Annotated in this window: 16 protein-coding genes and 1 tRNA gene; 4 read left to right on the forward strand and 13 right to left on the reverse strand. The window is 64.0% G+C overall.

What is annotated here, in order from left to right; genetic code table 11:
- Nucleotides 1–4 precede the first annotated feature (4 nt).
- Nucleotides 5–562, forward strand: a complete 558-nt coding sequence (locus tag ER13_RS05745) for an ActR/PrrA/RegA family redox response regulator transcription factor (RefSeq protein ID WP_035307519.1) — start codon at nucleotides 5–7, stop codon at nucleotides 560–562.
- Between the two features lie 97 nt (nucleotides 563–659).
- The gene (locus tag ER13_RS05750; RefSeq protein WP_035307488.1) at nucleotides 660–890 is read left to right on the forward strand and encodes a hypothetical protein; all 231 of its coding nucleotides are present in this window, start codon (nucleotides 660–662) and stop codon (nucleotides 888–890) included.
- Between the two features lie 89 nt (nucleotides 891–979).
- On the opposite strand, the gene ER13_RS05755 is transcribed toward ER13_RS05750, so the two are convergent.
- From ER13_RS05755 to ER13_RS05800, 10 genes are all read right to left on the reverse strand, one after another.
- Nucleotides 980–3,103 carry a hypothetical protein gene (locus ER13_RS05755; RefSeq protein ID WP_052004895.1) on the reverse strand — a complete coding sequence of 708 codons (2,124 nt, stop codon included), beginning with the start codon at nucleotides 3,101–3,103 and terminating at the stop codon, nucleotides 980–982.
- A gap of 143 nt (nucleotides 3,104–3,246) precedes the next feature.
- Entirely contained in the window at nucleotides 3,247–3,771 is a 525-nt protein-coding gene (locus ER13_RS05760; protein WP_008262642.1) for a hypothetical protein, read from the reverse strand.
- A gap of 217 nt (nucleotides 3,772–3,988) precedes the next feature.
- The gene (locus ER13_RS05765) at nucleotides 3,989–7,546 is read right to left on the reverse strand and encodes a TonB-dependent receptor (protein WP_155988107.1); all 3,558 of its coding nucleotides are present in this window, start codon (nucleotides 7,544–7,546) and stop codon (nucleotides 3,989–3,991) included.
- 131 nt (nucleotides 7,547–7,677) lie between these two features.
- Nucleotides 7,678–8,706: a FecR domain-containing protein gene (locus tag ER13_RS05770; RefSeq protein ID WP_035307490.1), complete on the reverse strand. Its 1,029-nt coding sequence runs from the start codon at nucleotides 8,704–8,706 to the stop codon at nucleotides 7,678–7,680.
- On the reverse strand, nucleotides 8,703–9,215 hold the full coding sequence (locus ER13_RS17680) for an RNA polymerase sigma factor (protein ID WP_052004898.1): 513 nt from the start codon (nucleotides 9,213–9,215) through the stop codon (nucleotides 8,703–8,705). Before ER13_RS17680 ends, ER13_RS05770 begins: the two co-directional genes overlap by 4 nt.
- A 279-nt stretch (nucleotides 9,216–9,494) precedes the next feature.
- Nucleotides 9,495–9,569 (reverse strand) — tRNA-Gly (locus ER13_RS05780).
- 98 nt (nucleotides 9,570–9,667) lie between these two features.
- Complete coding sequence (locus ER13_RS18630; RefSeq protein WP_035307491.1) at nucleotides 9,668–10,366, reverse strand: site-specific integrase; 699 nt, start codon at nucleotides 10,364–10,366, stop codon at nucleotides 9,668–9,670.
- Between the two features lie 864 nt (nucleotides 10,367–11,230).
- Complete coding sequence (locus tag ER13_RS05790) at nucleotides 11,231–11,554, reverse strand: hypothetical protein (protein WP_035307493.1); 324 nt, start codon at nucleotides 11,552–11,554, stop codon at nucleotides 11,231–11,233.
- Between the two features lie 87 nt (nucleotides 11,555–11,641).
- A complete protein-coding gene (locus ER13_RS17685) occupies nucleotides 11,642–12,079 on the reverse strand; it encodes a helix-turn-helix transcriptional regulator (protein ID WP_052004900.1) in 438 nt (145 codons plus the stop codon).
- Between the two features lie 30 nt (nucleotides 12,080–12,109).
- Nucleotides 12,110–12,625 carry a hypothetical protein gene (locus ER13_RS05800; RefSeq protein ID WP_035307496.1) on the reverse strand — a complete coding sequence of 172 codons (516 nt, stop codon included), beginning with the start codon at nucleotides 12,623–12,625 and terminating at the stop codon, nucleotides 12,110–12,112.
- A 211-nt stretch (nucleotides 12,626–12,836) separates the two neighbouring features.
- Here ER13_RS05800 and ER13_RS05805 point away from each other — a divergent pair, with 211 nt between their 5' ends.
- Nucleotides 12,837–13,097, forward strand: a complete 261-nt coding sequence (locus ER13_RS05805; protein ID WP_052004902.1) for a helix-turn-helix transcriptional regulator — start codon at nucleotides 12,837–12,839, stop codon at nucleotides 13,095–13,097.
- Here ER13_RS05805 and ER13_RS05810 read toward each other — a convergent pair.
- Nucleotides 13,094–13,324 carry a hypothetical protein gene (locus ER13_RS05810; RefSeq protein ID WP_035307498.1) on the reverse strand — a complete coding sequence of 77 codons (231 nt, stop codon included), beginning with the start codon at nucleotides 13,322–13,324 and terminating at the stop codon, nucleotides 13,094–13,096. The two genes, ER13_RS05805 and ER13_RS05810, sit on opposite strands and share 4 nt — an antisense overlap.
- Before the next feature lie 135 nt (nucleotides 13,325–13,459).
- Nucleotides 13,460–15,013 (reverse strand): recombinase family protein, encoded by a 1,554-nt coding sequence (locus ER13_RS05815; RefSeq protein ID WP_081836140.1) that lies wholly within the window; start codon nucleotides 15,011–15,013, stop codon nucleotides 13,460–13,462.
- Nucleotides 15,014–15,435: 422 nt separating this feature from the next.
- Here ER13_RS05815 and ER13_RS18350 point away from each other — a divergent pair, with 422 nt between their 5' ends.
- Complete coding sequence (locus ER13_RS18350) at nucleotides 15,436–16,035, forward strand: hypothetical protein (RefSeq protein WP_155988108.1); 600 nt, start codon at nucleotides 15,436–15,438, stop codon at nucleotides 16,033–16,035.
- A gap of 48 nt (nucleotides 16,036–16,083) precedes the next feature.
- On the opposite strand, the gene ER13_RS05820 is transcribed toward ER13_RS18350, so the two are convergent.
- Nucleotides 16,084–16,653 (reverse strand): SOS response-associated peptidase family protein, encoded by a 570-nt coding sequence (locus ER13_RS05820; RefSeq protein WP_035307500.1) that lies wholly within the window; start codon nucleotides 16,651–16,653, stop codon nucleotides 16,084–16,086.

Below are 16,653 nucleotides of genomic sequence, written 5' to 3' on the forward strand. Positions count from 1 at the left end.
ACCCATGCCCGAGATAGACGCCCGTATCGCCGCCCTGCCCGACAAGTCCCTGCTGCTGCTGGACGACGACCAGGCCCTGCGCACCCGAATGGGGCGGGCGCTGGAGGCGCGCGGCTTCGAGGTGACGACCGCCGAGTCCGTCGCCGAGGCCACCCGGTTGCTGCGCGACAAGGCCCCGGCCTTCGCCGTGCTGGACATGCGGCTGGAGGACGGCAACGGCCTGAAGGTCGTCGAGGCGGTGCGCGACCGGCGCGCGGACGCCCGCATCGTCATGCTGACCGGCTACGGCGCCATCGCCACGGCCGTGGCGGCGGTCAAGGCCGGGGCCGTCGACTATCTGTCCAAGCCCGCCGACGCCGACGACGTAGTCAAGGCCCTGCTGGCCACGGCCGACGAGGCGCCCGAGCCGCCGGACAATCCGATGAGCGCCGACCGGGTGCGCTGGGAACATATCCAGCGCGTCTATGAACTGTGCGACCACAATGTCTCGGAGACCGCGCGTCGCCTGGGCATGCACCGCCGCACCCTGCAACGCATCCTGGCCAAGCGCGCCCCGCGCTGAACCGGGCGGCCGCCCCGCCCCCGACCTGAGCTGATCCACGGGTGGCCGCCAAATTGCGTCACGCCGGACCAGCTTCTCGCTTTGGGACGGATCAGGCATGGCCGCGCAACACACCGATTTCGCCCTGCATCTGGCCGAGGTCCGCCCCGGCCTGTGGAACTGGCGCTTGCTGGGCGATGACGGCGAAGCGGCCGTGACCGGCGACACGACCACGAAAGAGACCGCCTACCAACAGGGCGAACTGTTCCGCCGCTACCTGTGCCGTTTCAGTGCGGAACGCGGCGGCGCTGGCCGTTCGGCCAGGCTGCGTTCGGCGCCTCGGCGCTGATCCTCAAGACGCGGGCGGGCGCCTGAAGCGGGTTGGGGGGATCGAACCCCGACATTCAGCCTGATATCGGGCGACATCGACCACCCGCCTCAAAATCGGCGCTTCAGGCTCAGTTGAACCGTGCGTCCCAGCGGATCCTGATCATCCCGTCCATAGCCTGGCGCAGGGCGTCCGTCGCCCAGGCGCGCCTTGGGGCGGGCGTCGAACAGGTTGGCGATTTCCAGCTCCACTTGAAGACCGACGCCGCGCCGCGTCTCCTCATCCCGACCGGCGATGGCGCGCTCGAACTTGCGTGTCAGCTTGAGATTGACGGCGCTGAACGGCGCAATGCGCAGATCGTCCGGGCCGTCGCGTCCGAAATCCCGCCTGAAGCGATATCCGTCCCGCCAGCGGGCGCCGATGTTGACGCCCCATCGCTCTCGCCGCGCATCGATCGACAGGCCCAGAGACTGACGCGACACGCCCCCCCCGTCGCCGGCCAGCCGATCCAGCTCCGGCAAGGCCTCATGGATCGTCGTCCGGTTCGTCAATCGCCAGCTGTGGTTCAGCGTCACGCGCAGCACGCCCCGCCTTGCGCCCTCGCCCCCCAGCGGCACGTTGGCCGTCAGACTGCTGCTCAGGCTTTCGCTCAGCGCCGAGCGGATGTTGAGGGGCCGCTGGTCGATGCTGACCAGCCGGCCCGAGGCGTCCCGCTGGAACCGCTCCGGAAAGGCCGCCTCCAGCTGGGGCGTCGGCGCCGGCAGGGCGCCGATGTCGTCCACCGCCTCCGCCCGTTCGAAATTCACGCCGCCCTGCAGCGCCAGGGCGGTGAAGGGGCCCGCCGCCGCCGACAGCATCAGGTGGTCGGAGCGGGGCGGGCGAAGGCCGGGATCGCCGCCCAGGATCGGCAGCACCTCGACCGACTCCCCTCTGACGAAATCGAACACCACGACGGGTTCGCCATAATACTCGGGCTCGAAGCGCTGGAGGTCGGGGACGGTGCGCCGGGCGCTGGAAAGGCTGGCGTTGAACCTCAAGGCAGACAGCGGCGTCCACGACAGGGCGGCGTTCAGCCCCTCGCCCCGGCCGGAATCGCTCTCGCTCAGGTCGGCGCCCAGGGTCATCAGCAGATCGCCCCACAGGCCGTCGTCCCCGTCGGCCGATCGCCGCGCCAGGGGCATCGACACCCCGCCGTTCAGGCCGAGCGTTCGCCCGGTCGAGGTTTGGTCCCCCTGCGGACGTTCGACGACCGAGCGGGCGCGCGACGCCTGCCCCGACAGGTTGACGCTCACCGGGCCGGCAGGCAGGTCGAGCAGGGGACGGCCCAACTCCAGGTTGGCCGAGATCGACTGCTGTTCGGACTGGGACGGCGAAAGGCCGGACTGCTCGCCCCGCGACCACAGGCTGCTCAGCATGACCTGGGTCGACCAGCCCGCCAGTGCGCCGTTCAGCCCGCCCGTCAGGCTGAGGCCCTGATGGCTTCGCCGGCTCTCGGCCGGCTCCCCGTCGCGCACCGAGACGGTCCGGCTCTCCTGAGCCCGCGCGTTGGCTCTCAGACTGGCGGACCAGTCGCCGAACGCCCCGGTCTGGACCAGGTCGGCGGCGTAGTTTTCGGAGGCCGGCCGCAGGGTGGCCGCATCGCCCCCCGGCGCCGGATCCCGCGTCAGGTCGCGCTCGCCCGCGCGCAGGGCCGTCGTCCGGTCCGCCTTCAGGCCAAACTGGCTCGTGCGGGTTTCGATGATGGAGGACCGCCGCAGGTCCAGCGCGGCGCGCGACGTCCCGCCGGCGGTGGGGCGGCTCAGTTCGGCCCGGCCGTCGCGGCTGGCGAAACGGCGCTGCAGCACGATGTTGACCACCCGACGCGCGGGATCGCCCGCGCCGTACAGGCCCGCCGCCTCGGGCGGCAGCACCTCGATCCGCACCAGGGCGTCGGGCGGAAAGCCGGAGAAGACGCCGGGGTCGGCCATGCGCCGGCCGTTGACGACGATCATCGGCGCCTCGCCCAAGGCGTAGTCTTCGCTGAGACGCCGGATCGCCTCGCCGATGTCATAGGCGCCCAGGGCGTCGATCTGGGCCCCGTCCAGCTCCCGCTCGGGGGCGACCAGGGCGCGTCCTCGCTGGGCCAGAACCTCGACATCGTCCAGCACGACGGGCGGGATCGCGTCCGGGGCCGCCGACTGCGGCGCAAGCCCGGCGGTCGAAAAGGTCAGGAGAACGAACGCCAGACCAGCCACGTCGAGGTCCTCTTCTGCGCCGCCCGGGTTTCCCGTGCGTTGTCCGAATCGGACGCCGTCAGGGCCAAGCCTCATCAGTTGGAGAGGGAGAAGCAAGGCGCGACGAGGGACGCGCGCCTTGCTTCAAGTCGGACGTCAGCCTTTTAGGGCAGGGTGACGATGTTGACCGCGGCGCCGTTGGAGTCACGGGTCAGGGTCAGGCTGCCGGAGGCGCGGCAGATGGCGGGGCTGCCGAAATACGCACCGTCGAAGGTGGCGGTGTTGCCGGCATAGGCCATCTTATAGTTCGTGGCGTTGCACGGACCGCCACGGGTACCAACTTTGAACTGATCCAGGTTGATCTGGTTGGCGGCCGAGGCCGTCACCTTGATCGGGAATTCCAGCGAATCGCCGCAGGCGAGATTGCCGCCGTCGCCGGGGGCCTGAACGCCATCGTAGTCGTCAAAGACGATGCTTTTGCCGTCTGCGGCCACCGTACCGTAGATGCTGACGTTGCAGGTCGTTTGGATGACGCCCGGATAAGAGACGTTCTGGATCAGTTGGCCGCTGGCGGTGACGGCCTGACCGGCCTGGTTGAAACCCAGGGTCTGGGCCGAAGCGGCCGAGGCGCCGGCCATCAGGGCCAGCGAGGCGACGGCGGCCGCAGCCGCCTTGTACAGATGAGTCATGGTCGAAGTCCTTTTCTAGGGTTGATAGAAAACGCACTTTCCATTTGGAGCTCCATCGCCGTTTGGCGACAAATCAACCTTAGATTTAGATTGCGACAATCAGGCTTCATCTTGATGAAATCGAATAGACTACATTCAATACATAAAATTGGACACGACGAGGCGCCGGACTGCTGAGAAGTCCGGCGCCAAAATCAATTCACAGTGAAACTTTTCCTCAGAACGATTTCTTGACCGATACTCCTATGATCCGCGGGTCGAGGGTGAAGACGTTGGTGGCGTTGCCCAGGTCGTCGGGCCCGGTGAAGCCGTCGGTGATGGGGGTGTCGTCAAGGACGTTCTTCACATAGGCCTGGACCACCAGGTCGGAGGTCCGGTTGGTCAGGGTCATCGACAGGTTGGCGTTTCCCCAACCCTCCAGCCGGTCGTACGGCCGCAGATTATAGACCCTCATCCAGCTGTCCGCCTGGCGGTAGTAGTCGCCTCGCAGCATCAGGTCCCAGCCGGCCGGCAGCTCGATCCGGTACTGGGCGCCGATGTTGAAGGTCCAGCGTGGGGCGTTGGGCAGTTCATTGCCCGACAGGTCGGCCGAGAAGCCCCGCCCGCCGTTAGGGGCGTCGAACGGATTGTAGGACAGCGGCTCCAGAGCCTGCCATGCATCGGTCCAGCCGTCGGCGTAGTTGAACTGCGATCCCGACCCGGGCGCCCAGCTATTGATCAACTGGCGGTCCGGGCAGAGCGTCCGGAGAGAAAGACTCCCCAGCAGGTTCGGGAACGTCGTACCGACCTCATCATTCCGGTTGATGAGGCGACCGACGACGTCCGCCGGGACGATGCAGGTCGAAGGGCTGCCCGGCCAGGGTTTGATGACCACCCAGTCGGGATTGCCCTGGGTGCGGTTCATGACATCGACGGATTCCTCGCCGTCGCCGATGCGCGTTCTCAGCAGTCCCACGGTGGCGTCGAGGCGAAAGTTCCGGGTCGGCGCCCAGGCGGTCTCGAACTCCGCGCCCCAGATGTGGGCGTCGAAATTCTCGTTGTGGATCGCCCGCTCGATCAGCTGGGCGACCTGATAGTCCCGGTAGTCGTAGAAGAAGCCGGTGGCGTTGAACACCAGCCTGCCGCCCGCGAGGCTGTTCTTCGTGCCGATCTCATAGGCATTGACGAACTCGGGATCGTATCGGGACGGCAGGCTGGGCACATTGACCAGATTGGGATTGTAGTCCCTGTCGCGCGGATTGCCGCCGCCGCCCTTGTAGCCCCGCGAGAAGGAGGCATAGATCAGGGTATCGTTGGTGAACGACAGGTCCGGCTTCCAGTCGATGGCCGCCCGACCGGTCCATTCGCCCCAGTGCATCTCCTCATCCGGATAGCGGGGATAGCCACGCCCAACTAGGCCGGTGGCATCGGGTTTGTAGACGTGGGGCGTCGACGCCAGCAACTGCGTCGGCACGGGGGTGATGGTCTTGGTGTCGTCGGTGAAGCGCAGGCCCAGGGTCAGCCGCAGGTCGTCACGCACGCTCCAGTAGCCCTCGCCGAACACGGCCCAGGACTCGGTCTGGCTGATGCTGGTGCTGCGGATGTAGTTGTGGCCGTCTCCGCCCTGACCGTTGATGATGTCGTTCAGGGGCGTGTTGTCGATATAGGCGCAGGTATGAGGATCCAGCGTCCCTGCGTCGACGCCCGCCTGGCCCTGGGGCGTAAGATTGCAGTACCGGTCGAAATTGCCCGATGTGACGGGGCTGCCGCCGTTCTGCTGGACCGCCATCATGGAAAAGACGTTCGAGAAGACCCAGTAGTTCTCTTCCGTCTTGTACCTCAACCAGTTGGCGCCGAGGTTGAAGTTGAACGGCCCATCCCAGTCGGACTGCAAGCGGAATTCCTGCGACCATTGGGTGCTTTCGGCCTGGCTCAGGTCCAGGGCCATGAAACGGTCGGTGGCGCCCAGTTGCGGATCCAGGAAGACGCCGCCGGAGGGGATCCCGCAGTCGGGCAGCGGCCCGCAGATACCCTGACCGGTCCAGGCCATGGAGTAGACCGTCCCCACCTCGGCCGAGGATTCGCCGATCCACGGCGCCCAGGTCGGGGCGACCGTCCGGGGCAGGCCATGAACCAGGCCCGGGGTCTCATACCGGTACATCTGGCCCGTGGCGTAGGTGCGGAAAAAGTCCTGGAAGCCAGAGTAGGAATCCTCCATGTACAGCGTCTGGGAATGCAGGGTCAGGCCCGGCGTCAGGTCCCATTCCAGATTGAGCTGGAAGATGTCGTTCTCGGCCTGGAACTTCGGATCGTATCCCGTCGAGATGGTGCGCAGGTCAGGTGACTGACGATTGCCCTCGACGCCGAACGGGTCGACATACAGCGGCAACAGATAGGTCCCGTCCCAACCGTTGGATGCAGAGCTGGTATATCCCCTCGGCGGGCGGCCGCCGCCGGTCCAGACCGGGTTCACGAACACGCCGGTGAAGTTGATGATGGCGGCGGTCAGCGGGAAGCCGCGACCGTCCGGCACGCCAAAAGCCTTGTCATCATAAAGCGATGACGGCGTGCAGCCGGCAGTCAGAGTCGTGCTGCTCCAGTAGGAGAAGATCGGCGTGGTTTGGGCCGTGCCGTCCGGAGCCGTCCAGGCCAGGCTCTCCGGCGTTTCCCCACGCGTGCACAGCATCTTGCCGGTGCGGGCGCGGTCATCATCCTCGCGGAACCGCTCCCACAGGAAGTTGGCGCGGAAGTTCTCGGTCGGTTCCCACAGCACGCCCACGCGCGTCGACCACAGGTCGCGGCCGTTGACGTTTTGGTCGGTGACGGTGTTGTAGTCGAAGCCGTCTCGCTGGGTCACGGCGAAGGCGCCGCGGACCGCCAGGGTGTCGCCCACCGGAATGTTGATCATGCCCCTGGCGCGACGGCTGTCGTGGTTGCCGACCTCCCACTGGGCGTCCATCGAGAACTGCTCCAGTTCGGGCAGGTTGGGGAGCAGATTCACGACCCCGGCGGTGGCGTTGCGGCCGTACAGGGTGCCCTGCGGCCCGCGCAGCACCTCGAGCCGCTGGACGTCGAAATACTCCTGCTCGAACAGGCGGTTTCTGAGCAGGGCGGTGTTGTTGAACGACACGGCCACGCCCGGATCGGCGGTGGTGGCCAGCACCTTGGCCCCGATGCCGCGGATGGAGAAATTATAGCCGGTGAAATTGTCCTTGGAGAAGTTGACGTTGGGCACCACGCGCAGCAGTTCGGCCCCGCCCTCGATCTTGCGCTCGTCCAGCTGTTCGGCCGAGAAGGCCGAGACCGCCACCGGCACGTCGATGATCCGCTCTTCCATCCGCCGCGCGGTGACGACGATGTCCTCCAGCGCCGCGACGTCGGGGCGCGCCTGTTGCGGCGCCGACAGTGCGGCGGGCGCGGTCGTCTGACGCCGCCGCACCGGCTCGTCGGCGGCCGGCGCGATCACATAGGCCCCGTTCACATCGCGCCGCCAGCCCAGTCCGGTGCCGCGCAGCAAGGTGGTCAAGGCCTGTTCGACGGTGCCGGCGCCGGAGACGGCGGCGCTACGGCGGCCGTTCAGCCGCACGCCGGCGGCGATGACCACGGCGTCGGTCTGTTCCGACAGCGCCTGGACGGCCGCGCCGAGCGGCTGGGCCGGAATGGTGATGGCGCGACCCTGTGCGGACGCGCCCGACGCCGCCTGCGCCGCAGCGGGCGTCGTCGCCAGACCCGCCGCAAGCACGGCGGCGGTCGAAGCCAGGAACAAGCCCTTCAGGCTCGAACAATGAGATTTCATGAAGTCCCCCGTGTGAAATCCCGCGTTGGAACGCGGGGCGGGCGCTTCCCTTTGGGCGCGCCTCACCTACACAGGACAGCGGACGAAGACCGGCGTTTCAGGCCGGCGCAAGATTTCACAAAAACTTCGCCTTACGCCCCCCGCTTGCGGCCGATGACCATGCGTCCGGCGGCGTCTCGTCTCACGCTCAGACCCTTGCCTTGCGCCAGGGCGGTCAGGGCGATCTCCATCTGATCGAAGCGGAAGGCCACTGTGACCGGCAGGTCGGCCAGACTGGGATCCTCCAGGACCACGCCAGCCGGATGATAGCGGTTCAGGCTTTCCACCACCTGCCCCAGGGGCGCGTCGCGGAAGGCCGCGCGCTGGTCGCGCCAGCGCCCCGCGCTCGCCGGGTCGAAGGTCTGGACGGCGAGCGATCCGTCGGGGCGCACGGTGGCGGCCTCTCCCGGCGTCAGGATGGCGACGCTTTCGGCCGACGCGGCCCTGACCCGTCCTCGGGACACCGCGACATGGGCGCCCCGGCTGCCGCGATTCACCTCAAAGGCCGTGCCGATGACGGTGACGGTCAGATCACCGGCCGCGACCGTGAACGGACGCTGGGGCGCCGCCGCGACGTCGAAGAAGGCGTCGCCTTCCAGAAGTTCGACCTTGCGCCTGTCGTCTTCCATTCGGACGCGCAGGGTCGATCGACCACCCAGGGTCACGCGGCTGCCGTCGGAGAGGACGATGCGGCGGATTTCCGCCGGGCCTGTCGCGGTTTCCACGGTTCTGACCCAAAGCGCCGCCATGACCTGGCGATGCAGATCAGGTCCGATCATGACGGCGCCGAGCATGGCCGCGGCGACGGCCGCCGGCGCGCCCCAGCGTTTCCAGCGCCCTGAACGGGTCTCGCGACGGGGCAGCCGCCGTCGATCCGGCGTCGCCACGGGTTCCGCCGGCAAGACGGCCGCGTTCAGGGCCTCGGACCAGTCCAGATCCGCCCAAAGCCCGCGGGCTTCAGCGAAGGCGTCGGCATGCGCCGGCTGAGCCTCCAGCCACGTCGTCAGCGCCCGCCGCCGTTCGGCCGGCAGAGGCGCGCCGCTGTTCAACTCCGACAGCCAGTCGAAGGCGGCGTCCATCACCTCATCAGGCGCCTCATCGGGGAAGACGGGCGCGGTCAACGCACGCTCCTGTCCAGTTCGGCGGTCATGCGCGCCTTGAGTGTGGAGAGGGCGCGCGAAATCCGGCGGCTGATGTCCGCCTGAGACCGACCGGTCCGCTTCGAAATCTCATCGTAGGTCATGCCTTCAATCCGGCTCATAACAAGCAGGCTGCGCTCCTCTTCGGGCAGGTCAAGGATCGCCTGATTCAATCGCCTGTGCCTTTCCCTCTCCAGAAGGACACTTTCGGGGGTTCGTTCTTCCAGGATCGGAAGCAGGGGCGCCTGCGCCTCCTGATCAAGCGTGCGTTGCGCCACGGCCGCGTGGCGCATCTGGTTCAGGACCAGGTTTCGCGCCATGACCAAAAGGAAGGCGCGAGGATTGCCGACCGAGCGGCGGTCCGGCAAGCCGCCGAAGCGCAGGAAGGCGGTCTGGATCGCGTCCTCCAGCCCGTCGTGATCGACGCCGAAACGCCGACGCAAGGCCTTCAGCAGATCAGCATGATATCTGCGGTGCAGGCTGTCCATCATGCTACGCCACTCGGTGTGATCCGATCTGAAGGCTAGTCCTCGTCGAGCCGAACCCGAGCGCCGCCTTCGATAGGGACGAAGCATGAAGGTTGGATGACGCCTGCTTCAGCGACCGCCCGGGCTGCCTCGAGAGGCGATTCCTCAGAAGCGCGCCCATCTCCGCCGAACAGAATCGGAACGCGTTGCGTCCTCAGGGCGGACGAAGCGGGGAATTCTTCGCAAAACCACTGGCGCGCTCGCGGATGAGCCGATCGGCGAGCGCTGACAAGGTATTGAAATTGGAGCGGGCGATGGGAATCGAACCCACGACATTCAGCTTGGGAAGCTGACGTTCTACCTCTGAACTACGCCCGCGTTTGCTAGCAATAACAATAACTTAAAACCACACCAAAGGGACCGCAAGGGCACCGTTTACTGCACGGTTTACAGCTATGTTCGCCAGCCGTTCCGCTCTATCCCGTCGCTTCGTTCTGAGCAAGGCGTTCGCCCACCTTCCTGGCGATCGCGCCGGGATCTACATAGCGCTGAAGGATGCGTTCGACGCTCTTCTCTTCCCAACCCATTATGGTCGCCACCTCAAAGGTCGTGCATCCTGCCAGGAGCAATCGGGTCGCAGCAGTGCCCCGGAGATCATGCAGTCGCTTGACTACCCCAGCAGCTGTGGCCGCCCTGATGAATGCTTGTGTCACGGAAGGCGGAAGCCACTTCCCTCCCTTCTCCGTGGTCAAGACGAACGCAGATGGGATCGATCCATTCGCGATGATCGCTTTCCGCTCTTCAGCCAGTTCATCGATTATGGCTTTCGCAGCCGGAGTCAGAGGCACTATCGCCGTCACTCGCCCGCCGCTCTTGCTCGTCTTCACGACTAGGTGGTCCTCGCGAACTTGGTCCCACTGCAACTCGACTAGGTCGCCTCGTCGAAGTCCAGTCGCGGCTGCGAGGCCGATGACGTGACGGGCTCTGGGAGTAGCGGTCGCCAGCAGGGCTTCGAGTTCATCGTCGGTTACGATCTGGTCCGCCCGGTTGACGTTGTGAAGCTTCTTGAATGACGCTGCAGGGTTCGCTTCGACCAAACCCTCCTCCATGCCAAATGATAGGACACGTCGCAGAACTTGGATGGCGTAGTCCGCTTTCCGTGGAGTGTCGGCCATGGAGTTGCGCCAGCGCTTGATTGCGTTTCGAGCGCCTGCTGCCTTGAGAAGGCGCAGCTCCAAGCTCCCAAACTGGTTGTCAATCTTATCGAGCCAAGGTGACCATTGAGCCCGCGTAGAGGAAGCGAGCTTAGGCAGACCGTCCGGATCGCTGCGATAGAGGACGATCAGATCATGGACCGTCTTTGTCGGTCTTTGCCCCGCGACACGCGAAGCTGCATAGGTCTTCACCAACTCGTCAGCGCCGGCGAGCTCAGCTTGCCGCGCGGCTTGCAGGTCCGGTCCTGAAAACGTCGCTAGGCGGGGCGCGCCTCGCCCCCGGTATGCATAGACGTGGATATGGCAACGCCCATCCGACAGTCGTCGGACAACGCGATGGATGTGAGGAAGCGACACACGCTTAATGCCCATTGCCAGCCTCCCAAGCAGCGAACTCGGCTTCGAGATCGGAGGTCGTCTGCGAACTAGTGACATCAAGGCTGCCAAGCGCATCTAACCATCGATCAAGTGCGACTCGGTCCCAGCGAGGCGCAGCATCCCCTCTAGTAGACAGAGACACCGGCGAGACCGGAATACGGCGAAGGATGTCCGTCGATTTGTAGCCGACATAAGTCGCGGCCTGCTGGGCGGTAAACATCCGAGGCTGAATGGATTGGGTCCGCGCGGAGCGCGCGTTGGGGATCACGCCGAAAGACGTGGAAGATGGTTCCTGGTTCACGGGGAACTTACTCTTAGGCAGTCAGTAAGGCGCTGCCGCCGCCTTGAAGCCCCGATTGCACGGGGTGAGGACAAGCGGCGCTTTCACGCCGACTTGATGATTGAAGTTTACCACAACGCGGGAAAATCACAAGCATTTCCCACATTCTAGGCCGCCTCTGGGCTGGACTTCTGCGACGGCCCTTCAGGTGCGTGGTCTGCCCACACCAGCTTCATTTGGCCGCCGGAAAAGACCAGTCGCCAGGTTCCGATCCTTCGACCAGCCGAAACAGTCGCATCCGCAAGGGAGCGTTCGCCTTCCTCCACGAACCAGTGAACGCCAAGATTTGCATACATCTCGGCGTGGGCCTTAGTGCGCTCCGTTAGGACACCGCACGAATAGGCAACAGCGTCTTGCTGGTCAGCGCAGATGATGGGTTCGATGCCGGAGACTTGCTCTCTGACCATTGTGATGAGGTTGTAGATACACATAAGGTTCGTCCGCTTTTGATGTCGGACGATCATATCAAGTCAATGTCGCTCAGGTTCTGGCTTCGTCGCTCGCTGTAATGGCGATCTTCACGAGCCCTGCAGTGTAGAGACGAGGTTCGCGATGCTCTCTGAACTGAAATCAGGGTTGGCGTTCTTGGTGGCGAGACGAAGAGCATCGACCACTCTCGCTTCGTTTGCTGAAACCGTCCGGCGCTGGATCAGCTCGACGAAGTCGGCGGGAACTTCCTTGTCTCGGTCGCGCTGTTGGGCGAGCCAGAGGCGGTAGATTTCGGTTGGATCGACGCCCAGAAGGACAGCCAAACTCGGTATTCTCGCGAGGGGGACCGGCGTCTGCCCCGTTCTCCACATACTGATCATATTGGGCGCGCCCATGCCAAGACGATCAGCTGCCTCAGCGTTGGTCAGCCCCAAAGAGGACCACCGGCTGTCCAAGAACTCGGAAAGCGGCGTAGGCGATTTCCCATGCGCCGTCCTCAAGGCACCGCGACGTTTCGTGGCGTCCATATTCAGTCTCCGATCAGCTATGTGAGGGCGTCAAAAGTAGGCCGTTAGGCCGCCTCGGTTGCAGGTGAGCGGAAAGCGTTGCTTGTCGCGTCCGAACGCCTCTTCACAGGTTGGTCCCGCTCCCTTCCCCGACAGACGCGCTTCCAGACGGCGATGGAACAGCTCCATCTCTTCGGGGGTCAGACCGCCTTGGGAAGCGAGAGGAATGTCCGTCAACAGACCGGATGCGTCGGGACTCGCCATTTCAAGCGGACCGCGATTGCCTGACCTTGTAACGGCATTCACGAACACCTCTGCCCCGCCGCTCACGGGCTCGATCCGCACCACCCACAAATCGGTTCCGACTACATTGGAGAAGCCCATGTAGCTGCTCCAACCTCTGGCGGCGGAAAGACCGGTTTCGGTCAGGGCTATCTGGAACTTGCGATCAATACCCGCCAGCACCTGCGATGCGGCGAGGCGGACATCGTCCGGGGCACCTCTATAGACGCGAGCGGAGGCGCTTCGCTTTGCGTCGAGCATCGTTTGCTGAGAGGCGAGGTCCAATGCCGGAGCACTTGCGCATCCTGCGAGAAGTGCGACGGAGCCCGCAGTAACGGATCCCAGTGCTCGGCTTACACGTGCGATGTCTCGCATCTGATATTTTAGCATCGTCGCCATCGAACGCATCCACTGTCGTCTCAACCGGCCTGGTTCCGAAATCGAACCAGACCGCTGCGCCTCTAGCGCAGGTCTTCCTCCCTTGGAAGGCGCGCGGATGCGGAAATGGGTTTCATCACCGGACTACAAGGCCGCGATCCAGGTGATCGTCGAAGCTCGCCACGCGGCAGGACTAACGCAGCGCCAAGTCGAGGAGCGCCTCGGGAAAGCGCACCACGGATGGCTCGCTAAAATCGAAGTGGGAGAGCGGCAGATGAACGTCCTGGATATGATCGCCATAGCAAGGGCGATCGGTGTCGATGAGCGCGGCCTGTTCGATCAGCTCCTCGATCGTCTGCCGGCGCACATCGACGTCTAAGTTCGACGCATCGGTCCGCGCGTTGGGCGACGATCCCTTGCCGCCGTCGCGGCGGCGAGCCGATCCTTCTGTTTTTCTTTTTGCGCGGCGATCAGACGCTCATTCTCTTCTTCCGCCGCGATTAGACGGTTCAGCTTGTCTATCCGGAGCTTCAGGTAAAGGCTGTAGGCCATGAGCGGGGCGCAGATCGCCAATAGGGCGAGGAAACCCTGAAGTTCGTTCGACATAGTCGTCACCCCCGTTCGACAGATCACCACCGTAACTCACCGAACGGCTATACCGCTAGGCTACGTCGTGCGGAGATCAGGATCGGGCCTAGGCGCGGCGACGCTGGCTTTCGGAGTATGAAGCAATAGATTGAGTTACAGGGATTGCCGCCTTTCCCGGCGTTTCCACATCGCGGTGGACATCTCACTTCTGGTCGCCGCATGGCCGGCTAGCGCATAGGCGGCGGCGAGGCTTCCGAACCGCTTCTTGAAATACGACGAGTGGGGGGCCGCCGGATGCGCATCGATCACGGGAGTCGATAGATATCCCGCTTCGGCATGGATCTTTCGCAGGATCGCAATGAGCCCGTCGTCCGAAGTCGAGCGCCAGGGCACCACGTCGTAGCTCCGGCGAAGATAGCCCTTCCAACCAAGCCGAGCATAGGTTGCAGACAGAGAGCCCAACCGCCGCTTGTAGTAGGCTGAGGAAGGCACACCGGGGAGCTTGTCGATCAACTTGGCCGTCAACCGATCCTCCGGCTGCAGGGCGTTTCGCAGCAGGTCGATGAGATCGTCGTCCGACATTCGAGCAAGCCGGCGCGGCCCTTCCGGACGCCGACACGCCGTCCACCCGACGCGGGCATAGACCGCCGAGAGAGAACCGAAACGCCGGACATAGGATTGGATCGACTGCGTGAGCGGCGAGCGAATAATCGTTTGTGCCGACAGGAAGCCCTCTGACTTCCAAAGGAGCCGCAAGTCCTGGAGCAACTGGTCGTCGGAGCGATGACGCTGACCAAACCGCTCAAATCTAGCCTGAGCGGCGGCGAAGAGCGCAGGGGCGACCAAAGACGGCATCACCCGCAGCCGTTTCCAATCGGATCTCGGCGCAGGCAGGCGTTCACCGAGAGCGACGGCGACAGATTTGTCGTAGACGACGAAGCCGGTGAACGTTTCGTCTTTGAGGATGGAGCTGACACGCGTCCCGGACCAGGGGAGCCCCCGGGGACCAGACACGCCTCGCCCGTTCAAGCTGGTGGCGATAGATGCGGCGGACAGATTACCCTTCGTGAAGTCGCGGAATATCGAGCGCACAACCGCGACCTCGTCACTCGGTCCACGAACCAGCCTGACGGTGTCTAAGATCGAAGACTTTCGCTCTCCAGGGGCAAGAACCGCCCCTGGCTCCCCGCTTACGGAGAAGGCTTGGCGGCGAGTGCCATAGGCCGGAACCCCTCCCCGCACATTGCCGGCGAGAAATGCGCGACGTTGGGCGGTCTTAACCCGGCCAGATAGTTCGCGGCTGTATTCACCAGCCATCACGCGTTTCAGATGCTTGACGATCGTAGAGGTCACCGAGCCGTCATTCTCGAAGGGCTCGGCGCAGTAGTGGATGCGCACCCCCGCCTCTCGGCAGACGAACTCGTAGTGCGCCGCCTGGTCGGGATCTTGGAACCGCCCCCAACGGCTGACATCGCGGACAAGGATATCCTTGTAGTCCGTCGGGCCTGTCAGAACGTCGGCGAGAAGCTGTTTGAGACCGTCGCGTCCCCGAATGGAAAGGCCGCTCTTGCCGGCGTCCTCGTAGGTCCTGACAATATGGAAGTCGCGTGATCCGGCCCACACGGCGATGGTCGCTGCTTGATTTACCAACGAGTAGCGCTGGTGATCAGTGGACATCCGCAGATATTGCGCCGCTGGTTTCGTCATGAAGGACGTTGCGGCCTCATTGTCTGAGATGTCACGCTCAAATGCCCCAACCCCAAACGATGACAGCGAAGCCTCATACCTAACCAGATCGATGCGGGCTTTCGACGCCCGCGTCGGCGATCATCGAGGCGCTGGGTCCAGACGCTCGGTGCCAAGGGCACCCATGTCATTGACGACGAAACCGCCAGGTGGGGATACAGGCGAAGAACGATATCCAAGATGGCGAGGCGGTTTATTTCGAGCCGTATGGAGACAATGTCCCCGCCCCCCTAGCCGCAGTTCGGCGCGTCCGCTTTCGGGCTGTGGGGCCAATGCCCCCTTTCCGCGCTGGTGTCGATGTCTTGGTCCGACCCATTGCGGACATTGGCAGTTGGACGATATTTGAGCTGACGAATGGACAAGCCGCGGGATCAGAGAGCGACATGGCGAGAGCGAAGATTTTACAAGCCGCCTTTCATTGCCTTGTCAGCGTCGGCCTTCTTGGATGCGGCTCGGAGCCCGAAGAATCGGAAAAAAGCCATTCAGCGTCGAGCGCTGAGCAGGTTTCGCCCCGCTCCACTGGGCAGTGCCCGACGCATATGGGCGCATCATTATCTGGTGCTGATCGTGAGAACCTTTGGAACGGTCGTGAAGATGAACAACCACTATGCCTGTTCATCGCCTCTACGGCATGGGCGCAACATGACCGGAAAAAAGCGTCTGACCTGTTTGCTCTAGCTATGGTGCGCTTCCGTTATGACGCTGTCCGCTGCGCTGGCCCTGTCTCTCAGTCAACTGCGTCAGCCATGACGGCGGCCCGAATGGCTGCCGGTGGCTATTTGTCAGATTTGGGAATATTTGTGGGGCCAGAGGAGATTGGCGCGGCGGCGCGAAACTCTCGAAGCTATGTCTATTCGGCTCAACATCTTCAGGCCCTCTGTGACGGGCAAGTAAAATCCGAAAACGAGTGGCCAGCATTGCGAGTAGAGATGCAGGACGCCATCGATAGGGCGATTACCAACTCCCAGGCCGGTCTGCCTTAGGTCGTTAAAGTCTGCTTTCCACCCATGTCGGACAATCCGGACGTCCGCTTATGGAAAGACCTTCTCCACATCCAAGGACCGAGCGGGAGACATTCTGAGGAGTTCGCCCTCAGGTCGGTTCAGCGTCAGCCAGTCGATACCGACGGCGCGGCCCAAGAGCACAATCTGGCGGTCATGGAAGGGAGCGATGTCCGGGCCAGGCTCCGTCGTCAGCATCGCCCATGCGCCGTCCTTCACGATGCCAGCGATCCAGAACCATTCCTCCCCGATCATCGTGAATGACCACTTCGTCTTCCGCTTCTGACCAGGCTCGGCGTCCGTGAACTCATAGAAGCCGTCCGCCGGGATCAGGCACCGGGTTGAGTTCGCGAAACTGCGCCCGTCGCTGCGAAAGTTGAACACCGGTCGCCCCTGAGGGGACTTCCAGGCCCACTGCATCTGCCTCAAGGTTGGACCCTCATCCCAAAGGACGATCGGTGCGACATCTCCTATGCGAATGTCGTCGCGAGGCTCCAGATTGGGGACACCACCACCGTCAAACCGGAGAGGAAATCCGGTCTCGATGAAGGCTTCAGCGATCTGTTTGGCAGGGATGTGAGAAGCGTAGTTGTTGCACAT

This window comes from Brevundimonas sp. EAKA (assembly GCF_000698025.1).
Taxonomy (GTDB): Bacteria; Pseudomonadota; Alphaproteobacteria; order Caulobacterales; family Caulobacteraceae; genus Brevundimonas; species Brevundimonas mediterranea_A.